14 protein-coding genes are annotated in these 17,814 nt (G+C 68.2%); 9 read left to right on the top strand and 5 right to left on the bottom strand.

All coding sequences use genetic code 11. From position 1 onward, the window contains the following. Positions 1 to 174: 174 nt before the first annotated feature. Positions 175 to 342 carry a hypothetical protein gene (locus QSK17_RS15170; protein WP_285705356.1) on the bottom strand — a complete coding sequence of 56 codons (168 nt, stop codon included), beginning with the start codon at positions 340 to 342 and terminating at the stop codon, positions 175 to 177. On the opposite strand from QSK17_RS15170, the gene QSK17_RS36415 reads away from it, so the two are divergent. From QSK17_RS36415 to QSK17_RS15155, 3 genes are all read left to right on the top strand, one after another. Continuing rightward, positions 320 to 1,279 (top strand): lysozyme family protein, encoded by a 960-nt coding sequence (locus QSK17_RS36415; protein ID WP_285705355.1) that lies wholly within the window; start codon positions 320 to 322, stop codon positions 1,277 to 1,279. The genes QSK17_RS15170 and QSK17_RS36415 overlap by 23 nt on opposite strands. 183 nt (positions 1,280 to 1,462) lie before the next feature. Then, positions 1,463 to 5,374, top strand: a complete 3,912-nt coding sequence (locus tag QSK17_RS15160) for a metallophosphoesterase (protein ID WP_285705354.1) — start codon at positions 1,463 to 1,465, stop codon at positions 5,372 to 5,374. 90 nt (positions 5,375 to 5,464) lie between these two features. Beyond that, the gene (locus tag QSK17_RS15155) at positions 5,465 to 6,610 is read left to right on the top strand and encodes a HupE/UreJ family protein (RefSeq protein ID WP_285705353.1); all 1,146 of its coding nucleotides are present in this window, start codon (positions 5,465 to 5,467) and stop codon (positions 6,608 to 6,610) included. Between the two features lie 220 nt (positions 6,611 to 6,830). Here the strand turns inward: QSK17_RS15155 and QSK17_RS15150 are convergent, their stop codons facing one another. Next, a complete protein-coding gene (locus QSK17_RS15150) occupies positions 6,831 to 7,775 on the bottom strand; it encodes a site-specific integrase (protein ID WP_285705352.1) in 945 nt (314 codons plus the stop codon). Here QSK17_RS15150 and QSK17_RS15145 point away from each other — a divergent pair. From QSK17_RS15145 to QSK17_RS15130, 4 genes are all read left to right on the top strand, one after another. Further along, the gene (locus QSK17_RS15145; RefSeq protein ID WP_285705351.1) at positions 7,750 to 8,382 is read left to right on the top strand and encodes a hypothetical protein; all 633 of its coding nucleotides are present in this window, start codon (positions 7,750 to 7,752) and stop codon (positions 8,380 to 8,382) included. The genes QSK17_RS15150 and QSK17_RS15145 overlap by 26 nt on opposite strands. 459 nt (positions 8,383 to 8,841) lie before the next feature. Then, complete coding sequence (gene ybiA, locus QSK17_RS15140; protein WP_502889217.1) at positions 8,842 to 9,384, top strand: riboflavin biosynthesis intermediates N-glycosidase; 543 nt, start codon at positions 8,842 to 8,844, stop codon at positions 9,382 to 9,384. After that, entirely contained in the window at positions 9,381 to 11,123 is a 1,743-nt protein-coding gene (locus QSK17_RS15135) for a GNAT family N-acetyltransferase (RefSeq protein WP_285705349.1), read from the top strand. The genes ybiA and QSK17_RS15135 overlap by 4 nt, the downstream gene beginning before the upstream one ends. Positions 11,124 to 11,583: 460 nt before the next feature. Further along, on the top strand, positions 11,584 to 12,168 hold the full coding sequence (locus QSK17_RS15130; protein ID WP_285705348.1) for a class I SAM-dependent methyltransferase: 585 nt from the start codon (positions 11,584 to 11,586) through the stop codon (positions 12,166 to 12,168). A 516-nt stretch (positions 12,169 to 12,684) separates the two neighbouring features. Here QSK17_RS15130 and QSK17_RS15125 read toward each other — a convergent pair. The 3 genes from QSK17_RS15125 to QSK17_RS15110 form a co-directional block, all read right to left on the bottom strand. Next, positions 12,685 to 13,581: a hypothetical protein gene (locus tag QSK17_RS15125; RefSeq protein WP_285705347.1), complete on the bottom strand. Its 897-nt coding sequence runs from the start codon at positions 13,579 to 13,581 to the stop codon at positions 12,685 to 12,687. A 94-nt stretch (positions 13,582 to 13,675) separates the two neighbouring features. Beyond that, positions 13,676 to 14,281, bottom strand: coding sequence for a hypothetical protein (locus tag QSK17_RS15120; protein ID WP_285705346.1), 606 nt, complete (start codon positions 14,279 to 14,281; stop codon positions 13,676 to 13,678). Positions 14,282 to 15,236: 955 nt separating this feature from the next. Continuing rightward, on the bottom strand, positions 15,237 to 16,133 hold the full coding sequence (locus tag QSK17_RS15110) for a LysR family transcriptional regulator (RefSeq protein ID WP_285705344.1): 897 nt from the start codon (positions 16,131 to 16,133) through the stop codon (positions 15,237 to 15,239). Positions 16,134 to 16,224: 91 nt separating this feature from the next. Between QSK17_RS15110 and QSK17_RS15105 the strand changes: the two genes are divergently transcribed. Next, the gene (locus tag QSK17_RS15105; RefSeq protein ID WP_502889213.1) at positions 16,225 to 16,959 is read left to right on the top strand and encodes an SDR family oxidoreductase; all 735 of its coding nucleotides are present in this window, start codon (positions 16,225 to 16,227) and stop codon (positions 16,957 to 16,959) included. Between the two features lie 142 nt (positions 16,960 to 17,101). Beyond that, positions 17,102 to 17,419 (top strand): nitroreductase/quinone reductase family protein, encoded by a 318-nt coding sequence (locus QSK17_RS15100; RefSeq protein WP_285705342.1) that lies wholly within the window; start codon positions 17,102 to 17,104, stop codon positions 17,417 to 17,419. The last annotated feature ends 395 nt before the right edge of the window (positions 17,420 to 17,814 follow it).

The following is a 17,814-nucleotide window of genomic DNA, read 5'->3' as shown; positions in this document are numbered from 1 at the left end:
GCGCGTTTGAAATCGGCGCCTCCGCTGATCGGACCTCCCTCTGATCCGTCACAAGCGGGGGCAGGTGGGTGGCGTGGCACCAGGCGAGGTACCCGGCCCCGGGAGGATGCGGACGGCACCGTCCGGCTCCGCGGCGGCGGGAGTCCCGGGACCGGTGGCTCGGTCCCGGGAGGGTCAGCTCTGCCGTAGGGCGGGCATCGGGAGCGGGATTGCGTAGGCGGTGGCGCCGCCGCCCACTCCTCCTTCGCAGGAGTTCGGGGGCGCGGTGGTCACGCCCTTCGTGGAGGGGCGTTCGGCGGCCCAGAACATGTAGCCGAGCATGCCGGGGGCCCTGCTGCTCATCTCCTGCGTCGCCCTGCTGGCCGGCATGGCGGGCGGGGCGCAGCGCGCGGCGCTGGCCGCCCAGCCCGACCAACTCGCCGCAGCCGTATGCGCTTACGCGGGCGGACGAGCCGCCCTTGTCGGCAGCGGGAGGCTCAACCAGGCGCGACAGCTGGGGCTCACCGGCAGACAAGCCGCGAACGCCAAGACCATCGTCGACGTGGCCGCCGAGCTCGGGCTGCCCGAGCGTGCCGCCATCATCGGCATGGCGACCGCGCTGCAGGAAAGCGGGCTCGACGAGAACGCCGTGGGCGACCACGGCCGCGCCTTCGGCCTCATGCAGCAGCACCCCGAGTACGGCTGGGGCAGCCGGGAACAGGTGACCGACCCGCGATATGCCGCCCGCGCGTTCTTCTCCCGCCTCGCGAGGGTGGAGGGCTGGGCGGGGAAGCCGCTCACCGTCGTGGCCCAGGCCGTCCAGCGCTCCGCCCACCCGGACGCGTACGCCAGGCACGAGGGCCGCGCGGGACAGATCGTCACCGCTCTCACTTCGACAGCCGGGCCCCGTAACGACGTGCCAAAATCCGTAGACGACCGCGACAACATCGAGGCCGCCGCACCTCTCGGGATGCCGCTCGATGTCCTCGTGGGCGAGGTGGCCGCGAACCTCGGGGGCCGGGCGATCTGCTCTCCTACGAGACCGACCCATCCGTCCCCGGTCCCGACCACGTCGGCATCGCGATCGACGCCACCCGCATGGTCCACGCGCCCTTCACCGGCAGCACCGTACGCATCGACAGCTGGGCGGGCGTACCGAGCCGGGAACGACAGTTCGCCGGCGCCGTCCGGCCCTCGTGACACCGAAACCCACGCACCCACACCGCGGCTGAGCTCCTACCGCTGCCGGCTCACGCCGGGAGGGCCGGAGGCCGCGCGCGATCACCGCGCGACGAAATGATATTTCTTCTTCCCGTCAGCCCCTTCATGCTCACTGTTCACTCGTGCCCTCCACTGTGGCCGCTCGAGACCTAAGCGCCTTTATGGGCGCTTTATCCGAACGTGATGAAAGGGACTGCACCCGATGCAGCCAGTGGCAGCACGAAAGCTGCTGGGAAGCTCGAGCATTCGAGGACGTTTCGCCGTGGTCGCCGTGGCCGCGACGCTGCTGGTCAGCGGCGTCGTGACGGCGGCGCATGCCGACCCCGACCCGGGGAAACCCGACAAGGGACGTCCCAGCCCGACGCCGACCGGCTCGCGAACCCCTCCCACCCTCAGCCCCGCCGACGGTTCGTACCTCGAGAGCACGGCCAAGGTCGCGGCCGTTCCGACCGAGGCCGGTGACAGTGTCACGGAGCTCGCCGTGGACGGCGCCGCGCTCAATGCCACCCGGACGGTGGGCGTCTCCCGGCTCCGTTTCGACGTCGGCTCGAACTCGACCGAGGCGCGCTACCACAACTACGTGCTCGTCAACGGCGCGTACCGGAGCGACATCGGCGACCACGTGAACGAGCGGGCGACCATCGAGATCCCGAACGAGCACCTCGTCAAGGGCGAGAACACCATCGAGATCTTCGCCGGGACAATCAACAGCTCCTGCGGCGTCAACTACGATGACTTCGTCCTGTCCGACGTGAGCCTCGAACTCCTCGGCGAGGTCGCGGACGGCGAGGACAACCCGTACACCTTCTCCTTCGGCGACGGAAACTGCGGCTCGAACACCTCGCTGCTCAAGCAGGCCAAACTGACGTTCTTCGTTCAGGGCGACCCGCAGGGCACCACGGGGCTCGCCGCGGACCTGGACACCACGAAGCTGGCCAACGGCGGGCACGCCATCACGGCCAAGACCGCGTCCGGGGTCACCGTCAAGAACAGCGTGACCGTGAACAACGCTCCGGCCGGGGCGCCGCGGCTGCTGCCCACGGACGGCACGCTCGTGGCGGGCGACCAGTCGGTCTTCGCGACCGTGCCCGCCGAGGGCGGAGGCGGCGTCACGTCCCTCACCGTCGACGGCGCCGAGCCCGCCACGAAGGCCACCCTGGGCAACGGGGCGGCGACGTTCAGCTTCGACGTGGGTGCGGACTCGATCGACGACAAGTACGACGACTTCCTCCTCGTCAACGGAAAGCGCATCGACCTGGGCGGCTCCTGGGCCGGGCGGCGCGTCGCCGTCGCGGTGCCCGCCCGATTCCTGGTGCCCGGCGACAACACGATCAAGGTCGTGACCGGGGACTACAAGGCGTCCTGCGGGATCGACCGCGACGACTTCACCATCGCGAACCTCGACCTCGCCCTCGACGGCGCCACCGTGACCGGCAAGGACATCAAGCCGTCGTACGACATGGGCGACGGCAACTGCGGCAGCAGCCAGACCGCCCTCCGCGACGTCGAACTGCACTACACGATCGACGCCCGGCCGGTGCACGTCGTCCAGACGCTCGGCTCGGGTGACGCGACCCTCAGCTTCACCGTGGGCAGCAACTCGATCGAGGCCCGGTACCAGAACTACCTGCTCGTCAACGGGCGGAAGGTCGTGCTCGACGGCGACTTCGTCAGCCGGCGCGTCGACTTCACCTTCCCGAACGAGTACCTCGTGCCCGGCTGGAACACGATCGATTTCGTGACCGGCACCTATCCGACGTCGTGCGGCGCCAACCGCGACGACTTCGCGATCTCGAACATCGCTCTCACCCCGGTGCGGGGTACGGCGACCGGCCAGATGCTCAAGAGCTCGTACAGCATGGGCGACGGCAACTGCGGCGACAACGTGAACCTGCTCACCGAGATCGACCTCGAATTCCTCGTGGACGCGCCCGCCGGCGGTCTGCGCGCGGACCTCGACACCACCGCCGTCAAGGACGGCAAGCACACGCTCGCCGCGGCCTCGACGACGGGGGAGACCGCCACCCGCACGCTGATCACCGACAACTCCGCGCCCAAGGTCGCCGCCAGCGTCCCGGCCGCGGGGGAGAAGATCACCGCCTCGGTCGTGCTGGACGTCACGCTTGAGGACGCCTCCGGCGTGGTGTCCGGGCCGGACGTCACGCTCGACGGCCGGCCGATCGCGCTGGGCGCCCAGGTAGGCCCCGGGCTGTCGCCCGGCGCGCACACCCTGGCCGTGACCGGCTCCGACGGCCTCGGCAACACCGCCACGCGTGAGATCACGTTCGAGTCCGCGGGCGTCCCGGACGTCCCCGCCGAGCTGGCACCGGCGGTGGGCAGCGTCGACGTGTCGGGATCCGTCACGCTCTCGGCGAAGGTGGCCGAGCCCGGCGGCGGCAAGGTGACGGCGACGTTCTCCGAGGCCGAGATCCTGACCCCGAACCAGGCGTACCAGGGCGTGGCCACGTCCGTTCCCACGACCCTGCGGGTGCCCGGCGAGGAGAAGATCAAGGCCGCCGGGCTCGAACCCGCCGACGGTGCGACGCTGGACGCGCCCGCCGGCCGGGACGTCACCTACCAGCGGTTCGACATCCAGGTGAAGGGCCACGTGGACGCCCCCGTGCTGCGCTGGGAGGGCGTCATCGACCCCGAGCGCCTGGCGTCCCTGCGGGCGTGGAACACCAAGACCAAGGCGTGGGACCTCCTGACGAGCTCCCGCGGCGCCGCCGAGGGCAACACCGCGCTCACCGCCGTCGTCGGCGCGGAGTACATCGACGGCCAGCAGGTCCACGTCATGGTGACCGGCGAGGACCCGTTCGCCGACGACATCGACCCCGGCGACCCGAACGGCTTCGCCGACCCCTCCACGTACGACTTCTCGATCGTCCACTTCACCGACACGCAGTACATCTCCGAGGGCGCGGTGGAGCAGGAGACCGCCGAGGAGCGCGCGGTGTGGGAGTCCGCCTACGCCGGCATCGTCAACTGGATCAAGGACAACAAGGACCCGCGCAAGATCTCCTACGTCGCGCACACCGGCGACATCATCGAGAACAACATCCGCAAGCCCGCGGACGAGGCCATGCGGAAGCAGGTCATCGGCGAGTTCGAGGTGTCCTCCCGACAGCAGCGCGTGCTGGACGAGGCGAACATCCCGAACGGCGTGATCGCCGGCAACCACGACAACCAGTCGGGCACCGAGAACGGGCCGGAGTCGATCTACAACAAGTACTACGGCCCCGGCCGGTACCAGACGGCGGCGCAGGGCTGGCAGCACGCCGAGTACGGCGGGCCGTGGAAGGAAGGTGACAACCAGAACCACTACGACCTGTTCTCCGCCGGCGGGCTGGACTTCGTCGTGGTCGGCCTGTCGTACGGCGTCACGCGGGAGGAGGCCGAGTGGGCCGACTCCATCTTCAAGCGGTTCCCCGACCGCAATGGCATCCTGCTCTCGCACGACTACCTCGTGCCGAGCACCAACCCGGACGGACGCGGCGCCGGATTCTCGGCTCCCGACGGCTCGATGCTGTACAAGACGGTGGTCGAGAAGAACCCGAACGTCTTCCTCATCCTCGCCGGGCACGAGCACGGCGTGGCCACCAACGTGAAGCCGAAGGTGGGCCAGGTCGGCAAGGGCGTCGTCGAGCTGCTGGCGGACTACCAGTTCTACACGGTGTCGGCCGACCGCCTCGGGCTCACCGAGGTCGGCGGATACAACCCGGACGACCAGCTCCAGTTCGGCGCGAGCTTCTTCCGCCTGCTGCAGTTCAACGTCAAGCGGTCGGAGCTGACCGTGGACACCTACTCCCCGTTGCTCAATGACTTCGGCGCCGGCGAGTTCGACCCGCTGCGCCGTTACGACGGGCGCGAGGACAACATGGTGCTCCCGGTCGACCTCACCACCCGTACGACGAGCTTCGCGACCGACTCACTGGCGATCTACAAGCCCACCCGGGTCGTCGGCACGAGCACGGTCGAGTCGGGGCAGGTCGCCTCGGTGGTCTGGGACCGCCTCAAGGCCAACACGGCCTACGCGTGGTTCGTCACGGCACGCTCCACCGGCGGCGGCGTGACCGCGTCCGAACCGAGCGTCTTCGTCACGAAGAACGAGCACGGCCGTCCCGGCGACTGGGGGCCGGACTCGCCGATGTACCGCTGGTTCCAGCGCAAGTAACCCCATCTCCGCCGCCCCGGGCCCCGGTCCGGGGCGGCGTTCCCCTGCCGGATTTCCCGTACCTTTCCCGTACTTTTTGGAGAACGAGACATGCCTCGCAGGCACCGGCTGTCCGCCCTCGTCCTCGCCCACGTTCTCGTCGGCCTGCTGGCCGGTGTGCTCGTCGGCGCGGCGCGTCCCGCCCCGGCAGCGGCGCACGACGCGACCACGAAGGCCCACGCCACGGTGACCGGGACGGGCCCGGACGTCAGGGCCGTGCTCGATCTGGAGTACGACCTCCTCATGAAGTCGGCCTGGCTGTACGCGGAGGCGTACGACGCGAAGGAGCGGACCGAGCAGCTCCGCCAGCTCAAGATCAACCACGACGCCGTCATCGACTACGTCACCCGCCGCTTCGCCGTGACGTACGACGACGCACCATGCACGCCCACGCCCGCGGGCGACGCGGACGTGCGCGAGCGCGCGAAGGTGGCCTTCGCGGTCGTTACCCTCGACTATGACTGCGCGGGCGACGGCTCGGGGCAGCACGCGATCTCCAGCGCGCTCTTCCCCGACGCCGAGAGCTTCGTGCACAGCACGGAGACGCTCGTCGGATACCGGCTCGACGGCACGACCGGCTCCGCGGTCCTGACCGCCGCCAGCCCGACGCTGCGGATCGGCGAGCGCCGGGCCGCCCACCAGGTCGGCGAGTTCTTCCTGCTCGGCGCCGAGCACCTGCTGTCCGGCCTCGACCACATCTTCTTCCTGCTCGCGCTGCTCATCGGCGCCCGCCGGCTCCGCGACGTCGTCGTCACGGCCTCCGCCTTCACGGTCGCGCACAGCATCACGTTCCTCCTCGCGGCGATGGGCGTCGTCGACGTTCCGGCGGCGATCGTCGAGCCGGTCATCGCCGTATCGATCATCGTCGTGGCCGTCGCCAACCTCCTGGGCCGCGGGGAAGAGAGAGCGGGCAGATGGCGGCTGCCGGTCGTCTTCGCCTTCGGCCTGGTGCACGGGCTGGGCTTCGCGAGCGCGCTCGACATCGACGAGAGCGGGTCGTGGGGGCTGCTCCTGTCGCTCCTGAGCTTCAACGTCGGCATCGAAGTGACCCAGCTTGTGATCATCGCGGTGCTCTTCCCACTGCTGACGCTGCTGCGCCGCACGTCCGTCGCCCGGTGGGTGACGGTCGCGATGTCGGTCCCCATCGTGGCGGTCAGCCTCTACTGGTGCGTCGACCGCGTCACCCTGCCGTTCTGACCGGGAACGGCGTATGCCCCCAATAGGCCGGATGCGGCGTAAATGCGGACAGGGAGGCCCGACCGGGGACGCGTCGCGCTCGAAGGGGAGGCCGATTTTCTCGGCGACACGCTGCGATGGCTGGTTGTCCGATCGGACCCGCGTCGGCCAACTCCCCGCCATCGACCAACTACGGCAGGGACGATCCCACCCACGGCAAGAAGACCATCAACATCCCAGGTCAAACCGTCCCTGCAATCGAGCTACACCCGTTCAGAAATGCGTCGCTGCAGGTCGTAGGTGGTCTGGTGGCACTCAGGTCTATCCCTAGATCTGCCTCCTTCAGCGCGGGTTTCCAGATCTGCCGACGGAACCAGTCAGCCGGGATGTGGCCGTCGGTCGATCGCAACCGCGGTTCGCGTGGGCTGTCCTTACCCGAGGACCGTCGGCCCGCGCGGTAGATCGCGAACGCGGCGCGGCAGTACTCACAACGGCACTTTCCGGCGGTATAGGCGCTGAGCGTGCCGTGCCGGTAACTCCGCCCCTTCTCATTCGGCTCGGTGAGACGCAGTTCGACTGGATCGGATGCGAGCCTGAGCTTCGACTTGTCCCTCGGCTCGTGCCGCCAGACGAAGAAGAGGTCATTCGGCCCGAGCTTCTCCACCTCGATGTGTGCCTCGATCTTGGCCGCTATCTGAGCGGTGAGCTTGAAGCGCCGGAACTCCTTGTCCTTCGGGTAGTCCTTCACGATGAAGCGCTCCCCGTTGGGGTGGAACTTCGGGTTCACCTCCACGACGGCGCGCGACACCGTGAGGATCCTCGACCGGGGTGCCAGATCCTTGACCCGCAACGCGGTCAGCTCGCCCCACCGCAGGCCGGTCTCGATCGCGGTCTCCACCAGGAGTTGAGCATCGGCGTCGGGGAGCGCTCGGTACAGGAGGTCGAACTGCTCAGGCGTGATGATCGTGCGTGGCTTCCGGGGAACCGTGGGCGTCTTCACGCCTCTGCACGGGTGGAGATAGGTCACCTGGTCGTTGAGTGCGGTCGTGAAGATCGCGCTGAGCAGCACTTTGGCGTATTTGATGGTCGCCGGGGTGACGCCGTTCTCGGTGCCGGTCAATCGAGGGACTCTCACCGCTGAACCAAACCCGACCGTCGTCGTGGCCGGCAAGGCCAACAGCGTCACGGTGCAGGCAACATGCACCGACACCGGCAAAAACGTCCCCGGCTTGCCGGTTCAACTCGACGGTAAGGCCGTCGGGGTCACGAAGACACCGTTCTCCTGGACCCCCGCGAAGCAGGGCACGGCAACGGGTAGCGTACTGGGCGTCCAGCGGTACACCGACGTCCAGTTCTCCCTCACAGTCACACCCCCGCCGCCGCCAAAGGGCCCGACGTGGCGGCTGAACCTGACCGGCTACCTGGCGCCAGCTTCGCCGAGGATAACGGTCAAGAAGATCGGTTGGATACTCCGGCCCTCCTGGGCCGCGCCAATCACTGCCCAGGGCGTCAACGCCACGGTCGAACTCCCCCCAATCCCCGCCGGAACCTCCCAGCCACAGGTGGGCATCGAACTGGACACGTACGACGCCGTTTACGTGAACGAAGTAGTGGAAGAGGTCCAGCTTCTCGCGCGGCTCTTCCCACCGCCTAGCCCCACCGCCGCCGCCGGGCAGAACTTGACGCTCACGTTCTTCCAATACGCGCCGATACTCGAGACCGTGGCGGACGACCTCCAAACCTCCGTGGTGTACCGGGCGACAACACAAATCTCCCTCGCACAAATCAGCTGAGGCACGAAGCGTTCCAGTCATCGGGCGAGGGACTGAAGCGCTCCGGCTTCGGTGGAGGCTCGGCGCGCCACGGCGTACCAGGACGGGCGTGGGTGGGATAGGCCAGACCAGTACGCGGTCACCGGTCGTCACCGTTCACCACCCCCGTTCCACAGGTCCAGAGCACTGGCCGCGTCCTCGGCGTTCGCGCGATCAGCAGCGCTGAGCGTGGCCGGGGCCGTCGACCGCGACCGCGCCGAAGGCGCGCCGCGCGGTCGAGTTCACATCGCGACCGGGCGGCGCACGAGAGCGGCGTGAGCGTGCTCAGGCTGGTGATGCAGGCGCAGCGTCTTCGTGCCTGAACCGGCCTGGGCGGCCATATCGGCGTCCGGCTCGACGGCGTCGATAAGTCGATGGCGAGGGTGGAACCGGCTATGGCACGGTGTGGGGGTGTCTGAGCAGTTCTCCCTGCCGCAAAGCATGGACGAGGCGATCGCCGCGGAACGGACCGGGCATCTCCTGCGCTATCTCTATTTCTGGGGGCATCGCCCGCCCAGGGGCGGCGGCGTCGGTCCCGGCTGCCTGTCGCAATGGTGGCCGGTCACCTTCACCGAGAACGGCCGCAGCTTCGCCTCCGCCGAGCACTACATGATGGCGCACAAGGCCTGGCTGTTCAGCGACGCCCCAACCGCCGAACGAATCCTCACGGCCGGCCACCCGGGTGAGGCCAAGACGCTCGGCCGCGCCGTACGCGGCTTCGATCAGCGGGTCTGGAACGCCCACCGTTTCGACGTCGTCGTGCGCGGCAACACCGCCAAGTTCGGCCAGCACTCCGAGCTACGGCGTTACCTGCTGTCCACCAGGAACCGGGTCCTGGCCGAGGCCAGCCCGAACGACCGTATCTGGGGCATCGGCCTTGCCGTCGACGACGACCGCGCCGCCTCCCCCGCCACCTGGCAGGGCCTCAACCTGCTCGGATTCGCGCTGATGGCGACCCGCGGCGCGCTGGAGACGGGGGCATGAGCTTCGGCACCTACGCCCGGCGCGTACGTGACCGGAATCTTCCGTACGGCGCGCGGTATTCCGCGCTGCGCTGCGCGGTCGAGCGGTATATGCCGCTGGGGTTCAACGCCACATGGGCCTACATCACCGGTCGCGCCGGCAACGTCCGCACCGACGAGGCCGCGCTCATCCGCGCCCTGGACGTATTGGAGGTCAGCCGGAAGGCCCGGCAGGCGGAGCTGGCCGAGTTCGCGTGCCGCCGCGGCGCGGACAAGAAACAACGGCACAGCCGTACGGTAATGGAGGAGGAGATTCGCTACCGATACGGCTGCCGCTGGCCGGGCCCGGACGCGCACGAGGCGACGCTGCGGACCGTCACAGCGCTGTGGGACGAGCACACGCGCCTGCCGTTCCCCGACGTCCCGCCGGGCCCGAAGGGTGGCCTGGTGGAACTGGATACCTCCATCGCAGGCGTGATCTGGACCTACCTGCAACGCAAAGGGAACCTGCACCCCGACCACCGGCGCCTGCTGCGGGACTGCCTGGCCGACCTTCGGGGGCTTCGCCTCAGCTTCCCCGTCTCCTCTGATTTCTTTCGATTGCGAAAGATGGCGGAACTGATCGCGCATGACGCCCTGCCGCTGATCCGCCTCGCATGGGCGGGCGATGCCGCTCACATCGCCGAGGTCTTCCTCGCCGCCCGCGCCCAGATGACCGGCCTGCCTCACCTGCGTTCCGACGAGCAGACCCGGGCCTGGGTCAGCGACGTCATGCTTCCGGCATCCGTGGTATGGATCGCCGAGCTACACGGACGGGTCGCGGGTTTCGCCGCCCTGCGCGGCGACCTGCTGGAGCACCTGTACGTCACGCCCGACGCCCAGGGAAGCGGCATCGGCACCGCACTGCTGGACGAGACCAAGAAGGCTCGACCGGGTGGGCTCGGCCTGTGCGTGTTCCAGCAGAACACCGGCGCCCGCCGCTTCTACGAGCGCCGCCACTTCACTCTGATGGAGGAGGGGGACGGCAGCGACAACGAGGAGAACCTGCCCGACGCCCGCTACCGGTGGCGGGACATCGACGAACCCCGGCAGGTGGAGCCGTCCGGGCTCAACGAGGGTCTCACCTGCGCCTTCCCTGACGTGCTCGCACACGATGTCACCGCCGTGGTCAACGCCCTCCCCACCGCCAGGCACACCCCTTCTGCCTCCTTCCGCGCGATCGTGGGCGACGACAGCCTCACCATCCCGGCACGGATCTACAACCCCGAACCCGCACCCGAGGCGCTCGGCGGTCTTTCGCCGCTCCGCCGGACGATCCTGCACTGCATCTACACCCGCCACCACGACGGCTACGTCCGCCGGCGCCACCTCCGGCAGATCATCGGCTCGCTCGAGCCATGGGTCCTCCCCTACATCGTGTACCTGATCGGGGAGTACGTCGTTGAGATCGTGACCGACATCCAGACCTCGCTCGGCGACCTCAACACCGCGGACTCCCCGGCCCGCCGCGCCTTCGGGCGCTTCCTCGCCGACAACCCCGGACTCCTCGCCCTCATCGACCAGCGCGTGGCCAGCTACTGGTCCTGCTACCACCGGTGGGATTTCCCCCGGCTGGCCGACTATCCCGGACGCCTGCTCGTCACCGCCATGCGCGCCGCCGCAACCTCTGCTGGATCCGCGCCCGTACCCGGATCCACTCGCCTTCGTAGGCCACAGCCTCCACGATCAGCGGCGACAATCCCGCAAACACCACCTTCATGAACTGGGAAAGACCATGCACGGCTCACTGCGACGCAGCAGGGCCCCCTCGTCACCACCCAATACCTGTGACAGAGCCGGAAGAGAGCCCCAGAGCCGTTGGCGCTGGACAGCCCCTTCGGTTCGTGGGGTCTGTCCATCCAGGGCCAAGACCCGTACAGTCCCCGTTCGTCGAACCCAACGGGCCATCACTCGTGGGCCTGGTTCCTGGCGCGGTGAGCGCTTCGCTGGTCCCGTAGGAACTTCTCGCTACGACCGAGGGCGGAAGGTCGCCCCCTCCTTGGAGATTTCCCGGACTCCTTCCAACGCGATAAGTCGTGGTGAACTCGGACTCGTAGGTGTCGAAATCTCCTGGATGGACGGTCGCTCACGAGTATTGAGCAGGCAGTGGCATCCGTTCGGCGGTCGCCAATCGCCCCCTCCGCTCCGGGAGAATGCAGGCATGGTTGAACAGAGCATCTGGATGCAGAAGGTCGCGGCCGACCCCGATCACTCCACCTGGTTCATTGAGCGCTTCCGTTCCATGTCTCGCGCTGGTGACGACCTCGCCGGGGAGGCCCGCCTCGTGGACGCCATGGTGCCGCGCCGCGCCCGCATCCTCGACGCCGGCTGCGGATCCGGCCGGGTCGGCGGCATGTTGGCCGAGGCCGGCCACGACGTTGTCGGCGTCGATGTCGACCCAGCTCTGATCGAGGCCGCCGAGCAGGACCACCCCGGGCCGCGCTGGATGGTCGGCGACCTGGCCGAACTCGACCTTCCTGCGCAGGGCATCACCACGCCATTCGATGCCATCGTCTGCGCCGGGAACGTGATGACGTTCCTCGCGCCGAGCACCCGTCGTGAGGTGCTGAGACGGTTCCGTGCACACCTCGCGCCGGAGGGCCGGGCCGCGATCGGCTTCGGCGCCGGCCGCGGCTACGAGTTCAGCGAGTTCTTTGCGGATGCGGCAGCCAGCGCGCTCGAACCCGACCTGCTGCTGTCCACCTGGGACCTGCGTCCGTTCGGGGACGACTCGAGCTTCCTGGTTGCTCTCCTCCGCCCTGCCTGACACAGCGGCTGAGAGCGGATGAGCAGGGGCTGCGTGGAGGAGCAGCTTGGGCCTGCCTACCGTCATGCCCGGACGTGTGATGCGCCTCAACCGCTCGACGTCGGCCCAGCTCACTTCGAGGGCGAGAATCTCGGCGTTGGTCCACCATGGCTTCCCAGTCGGCGCCGGTACGCGGCGCGTGCCCGCGCCGCCACCGCCAAGGTGGATTCGCCCGGGCGGGCGGGCAGGCCGGACGATCGGTTCGGTCCGGGCGCGTGCCTCGATCCGTGGCAGCACTGCGGCCGTGCGGGCCAGATTGCGGCGACGCATCCCGGACGAGCACTCGCACCGCTCTCCGCTCCTACCCGGTCACGCATGGGCCGTCACGGGCGTCGAGAACGAGCAGGAACGGGGCCAGGTAGCGCACGGCCCGGCCAGGAGGATCTCTCCACTGGCCAACAGGCGGCACAGACCGTCCAGGATCACTCCCGAGAACTCAGCTACGTCCGCGAGATGCAGCACGCCGCAGTGTGCGAATTAGGGGGCGGTGCCGTCTGGACGTGACCGTTTAGCATCCCGCCTCTCAGCCAGACGATCACATCCGTGAGGCTCGCGTCGCGCGCCGTCGCCGCTGCTTGGCCAACAGGACCGTGCGCGCGTCCGCATCTTGCCCCAGCCGTCGGTAGTCGGCGGCGAGCTGCTCGTACGGCTGCGGCACGGCACGTACCCGTCGCTGTCTGCACTCAACCAGGCAAGGCGCCGGGCGGCGGGCAGCATCGGGTCCAGCGCGTCGTAGACGAGACCGTCCTGCCGCCGCCGCGACCACGTCTCAGGGGCGTCACGAAGCACGCCGATGCGGGCGTGCCGCAGGTCGACGGTCCCCCCGGGTGCCTTCCGGGGGCGCAGATATAGCTCGCGGACCTTCAATTGCCAGGCGGCCAGGGCCCTACCTCCCGGAGCGGACAGCGTGGCGTCGTTGAGGTAGAGATGCCGGCCGATGTTGGGCCCGATCAGGGTGACCTCCCCTTCGGCGGTGAACCCGCGCCCGCATTGCAGGCCGCGGCCGATGGTCGCCCCCGCGGCGTCGAGTGCCTGGCCGCCGGGGTTGCGCAGGTGTGCACCGGTGAAGTCGGCAAAGGTGCCTATGCGCGCATCGGCGAACCGGATGGCGCCTTCGGCGCGGAATCCACCGGAGCAGGACAGCCCGCCGCCTATGGCCATCCCGTCGCCGTCCAGGGCGATGAGGCGGTGGCCGTCCGGACCTGCGGCGGGCGTCCTGGTGCCGTCGAGGTCGGCGCCGTCCAGGTTCAGCGATCCGGCGATGCGCGCCTGGGTGAGGTCGACCCGCCCCCTCGCAGTGAGCTTGCGCGCGTCGACGGTGCACTCGACCTGCAGTTCCTCCGCTTGAAGCGCGTCACCGCCCGGATGGATCACGGCCCCGCCACCCGGGCGTTACGCAGGCTGACCATCCCGGTGACCTCCATTCGCTTGCACAACACTCCCCCGTCGGCGAGCAGCCCGTCCAAGGTCAGCGCCGCACCTGGCCCGCGGCTTCCAGCTCGATCGCGGAGATACCGCGGCCCGCCTGCAACCGGTCGCAGTCGATCGCCAGGCCGGTTACCGACGTCCGCGCGTAGCTCAGGGTGAGGCTGCCGGCGAGTTGTGTCCCACGGAGCTCCACGAGCCCGGTGAACATGCACCCTTCCAGCCTCAGATGCCCATCGATCTGCGCGTTGGAGCCCGACAGCCCCGGCAGGTGAGAGCCGTTGAAACTCATCTGAGGGCAGCGCGTCCAGTACAGGCTCGGGTCCCGTTCGAAGTGGCAGGACAGGAACCGCGCGGAATGGCGGACGGTCGAGTACGCCAGATCCAGCCGCTCGACGATCCGGGCGCCCTTAATCCGTATGGCGGGAATCCTGTGGGATTGAGGGGCTTCTTCCCTCATCAGCAGCGCGGCGTTCACTCGGGCACGGACGGTTCGCTCCGTCCCCCAGGCCGCCCCTGTCGCCGGATCGTCCTCCTCTGGCTTGCCGGTGGTGAAGTCGACCTCCTCGCCGAACGGAAACGCCTCCCACATCCGGCGTTCAGCCTCGGACAGCTCCTCGACCCGCAATGTCGCCCCTCGCATGGACACAGACCCCTCTCTTTGGATCGTTCATCTGCTGAAGAGGGTTATCTGTGTCACGCCATCATCTTTACGACGTAGATCATGAAGTGAGTCAGAAGTGCGGACGGCGTAGCCCGGCTCGCTGCCGGACACACGCCTCCAAGGCGCCACCTGTCGAGGAGGGCTGACGCAGTGTGTCTCAACCAGCCCGAGGCGTAGAGCCGGGGATGATCAGAGGCGTACGGCGTGGGCGACGGGGTCGGCGATCCCGGGCATGCGGCGGGCGGTCACTGCGGGGCGGGGCGGTGGTCAGGCGCACCCTTCGGTGGAGACAGGGGCGGTCGCGCGCCTTCCCGCCTTGGCGGCCGTCGAAGGCTGCCGGGCCGTGAGCGGGTACCCCTTGCCCTCCAGATCCGTATCCACAGCGAAGACCATGCCGAGGGCGGATTCAACTGGTCGTCGCAACACCTCGACCGTGTCAAGGAGGATGTTGTGGCGCAGGGAAGGGCGCGTGCAGCGATCCTCGCTGGTCGCCCGCCGCTTCGGGCGCCGGGACGACCCCCGGTCAATCGGCGCGAGGAGCGGCGGCGTTTCTTGCGGTTGATCGCTGAGGGGCTGTCGAGCGAGGAGGCCGCTGTCGCGTGCGGCGTGTCGACTGGCAAGCGCGCCGGCCCAAGGTGTGCAAGCTCGCCGCCAACGGCCTGCTGCGACAGTACTTCCCCAAGGGAACCGACCTGGGTAGGCACAGCCGAAACGATCTGGACGCAGTCGCCGCCGCACTCAACAATGTTCGGCCGTGCGCATAACGTGTGGTCCCCAGATGGTCCCCTCGCGCCACGATGAGACTTCGATTGCTACGAGTGCCGAACGTACGCACTGGCCCTTGCGTCCCGCCTACCGGGAGCCATCGCTTTCCATCGTTCATGACCTGGAAACGGGTGAGAACGTCGAAGCTTGCCGCAACGGACATAAGACTCGTCGATCACGAGTCCCGCAACTGGTTTCCGTCGTAACCACTGTCCGGGCCACATCTCACTCTGCGGCGGGCCGCAACGTCAGTCGCCGCTCGGACGAAAGTAGCGAGCGCCGGCGACCGGCTCTGCTCCGGCCAGGCGATCATCATTGTGCTCGGCGGCGCATCGAGAACCGGTACACACACCAGGTCGCCGGCCAGGTAGCCGCGAGCGGATTCTGGAAGAATGGCGGTAGTCCGCCCCATGGCGATTAGTTGCATCAATTGTCCGGCATCGTGCACCTCGGGACCTTCGGTGCCGTCATGCCGCATGCCTGCAAAGCGCGGCATCGCCTCGCCGTCCAGGTCCGCCAATGTCACCGCAGCCCTTCCGGCCAGCCGGTGCCGCGCGGGCAACACCGCGATCTGGTGTTCTACCAGTAAGTCTTCGAAGTCGAGTCCGGTCAGGTCGGGCCGACCATGCAGCAGCCCGACGTCGGCGACACCACTTCGCAGCAGGACCGTCTGCTCGCCGAACCCGCAGAACAGCACGTCGACCTTGATCGCGTCTGGTTCACTCTCATAGGCGGCCAGGATTTCCGGCAACATGCCACCGTCACCGACGGCTTTCGTCACCAGGACCAGCCTGGGATCCTGCTGTCCCGCCCGCTGGGCACGACGAGCGGCCGCCGCCAGCGCGTCCAGGGCTCTCCTGCCCTCGTTGAGCAGCACCTGCCCCGCCGCCGTGAGGGTCACCCGTCGGCTGGTTCGCTCTAGCAACACAACACCCAGACGGCGTTCGAGCTGCTTTACGGCTCTGGACAGGGGCGGCTGCGCGATGCCGAGGCGATTCGCCGCCCGGCTGAAGTTCAACTCCTCAGCGACCGCTACGAAATAGGCCACCTCGCGGGCCTCCAGCCCATCCATACCTCCACGGTATCGCTCGTGATCGAGCTGGTCATGGTCCTCCACATCCACACTGTGATGAAGTCCGTTCATGACAGACGACCCCATGTGTATGCCAAAGATCGCTCTGGTCACCGGCGCAAACAAGGGCATTGGGTACGAGATCGCCGCCCAGCTCGCCGGGTTGGGAATGACGGTGCTGCTCGCGGCACGGGATCCGGACCGGGGCATGAAGGCGGCCGAGACGCTGAGATCGACCGGCTGCGACGCACACCCGATCACTCTCGATGTCACCCTGCCGGCCACGGCCTCGGCCGCCGCGACGAAGATTGCGCGGCAACTCGGCCGTCTCGATGTTCTGATCAACAACGCCGGGATCTCGGGGAGCCTTTCCCAGCAGCCACCCGGCACCGCGAGTCTCGACACGGTACGAGCGGTGTTCGACACCAACGTCTTCGGCGTGATCACGGTGACCAACGCCATGCTGCCCCTCTTGATGCGCTCCCCCGCACCGCGGATCGTCAACGTCTCCAGCAGCGTCGGATCACTGACCGCGCACAGCCCCAGCGGCCCGATGGCCTGGCTCCCGGGATCGGCCGCGTATGCCACCTCCAAGACCGCGCTCAACGCGCTGACCGTGCAGTACGCCAAGGAGCTTCGCGAAGCCGGTGTGCTCGTCAACGCGGCCGATCCGGGCGGCTGCGACACTGATCTCACCAGGCCGACCGGATTCCCCGTCCACCGCACCGCCGCCCAGGGCGCGGCGATAGCCGTACGGCTGGCGACCCTCGGCCCCGATGGCCCCACAGGCGGTTTCTTCAACGACGACGGCCCGGTGCCGTGGTGATCCCCCTGGAGCACCCGATCGATGAGAACCCCACGGTGGAGGTAAGGCAATGGTGGAAAGGTACTGGCGTCCAGGCCGCCTCACCATATGGGTGGTCAACCCCCTGGTTCGACGACTGGGCAGGGCCAGCACGCTTGAGGTCGTGCGACGTAAGACCGGCACCCTTCAGCGCGTGCCGGTCAACGTGCTCGAACTCGAAGGCCGCAGTTATCTGGTCTCCATGCGAGGTCAGACCCATTGGGTACGCAATCTCCGTGCCGCCGGCCGCTGCGCCCTCCAGAAACAGGGCCGACGGCGCGATTACCTGGCGGTGGAACTGTGCGGAGAGCAGCAGTTATACATCATCGCCGCCTACAGGGATCGCTGGCAGGTACAACGCTTCTTTGGCCAGATGCCGAGCGCAACCGACCATCCGGCCTTTCGTCTTGACCCGGTGGAAGCCAAGCCCATCGACGCTTGACCACCGGTCAAGCAGCGCCATCAGGCCAGCCACAAAATGATCGTGGTCCCTAAAATGCCGAAAGGGCCGACCCGATCAATCGGATCAGCCCTCTGAGCTGCGTCGGGACGACAGGATTTGAACCTGCGACCCCTTGACCCCCAGGAAGTAAGGGTAGGCGTCTTTGCAGCTCAACGGCCTTCAGATAGCCGCGCATGACATCTGGTTACGTGCGGATTGTTCGGCTGCATGCACGACGTGTGGTCCCCATGTGGTCCCCACACACCAGGCTTTCGCGAACCCGACTCCCGACGTGGCCGGCAGCGCCATTCTCGGTCGCTCCACCAGGTCGACGTGGGACAAGGTGATGAACCTCGACCGATTCGACCTCGTCTAATCCTGACGTCCAGGTCGGC

Source organism: Microtetraspora sp. NBRC 16547 (assembly GCF_030268965.1).
Classification (GTDB): Bacteria; Actinomycetota; Actinomycetes; order Streptosporangiales; family Streptosporangiaceae; genus Microtetraspora.
This window is presented reverse-complemented; position numbering and strand designations above follow the sequence as displayed.

What these genes read in the sequence shown, in the direction of transcription:
- QSK17_RS36415 (WP_285705355.1), top strand. Translation starts at nt 320, where the DNA reads ATGCCGGGGGCCCTGCTGCTCATCTCCTGCGTCGCCCTGCTGGCCGGC.
- QSK17_RS15170 (WP_285705356.1), bottom strand. Translation starts at nt 342, where the DNA reads ATGAGCAGCAGGGCCCCCGGCATGCTCGGCTACATGTTCTGGGCCGCC.
- QSK17_RS15155 (WP_285705353.1), top strand. Translation starts at nt 5,465, where the DNA reads ATGCCTCGCAGGCACCGGCTGTCCGCCCTCGTCCTCGCCCACGTTCTC.
- ybiA (WP_502889217.1), top strand. Translation starts at nt 8,842, where the DNA reads ATGGACGAGGCGATCGCCGCGGAACGGACCGGGCATCTCCTGCGCTAT.
- QSK17_RS15135 (WP_285705349.1), top strand. Translation starts at nt 9,381, where the DNA reads ATGAGCTTCGGCACCTACGCCCGGCGCGTACGTGACCGGAATCTTCCG.
- QSK17_RS15130 (WP_285705348.1), top strand. Translation starts at nt 11,584, where the DNA reads ATGCAGAAGGTCGCGGCCGACCCCGATCACTCCACCTGGTTCATTGAG.
- QSK17_RS15110 (WP_285705344.1), bottom strand. Translation starts at nt 16,133, where the DNA reads ATGGATGGGCTGGAGGCCCGCGAGGTGGCCTATTTCGTAGCGGTCGCT.
- QSK17_RS15105 (WP_502889213.1), top strand. Translation starts at nt 16,225, where the DNA reads ATGCCAAAGATCGCTCTGGTCACCGGCGCAAACAAGGGCATTGGGTAC.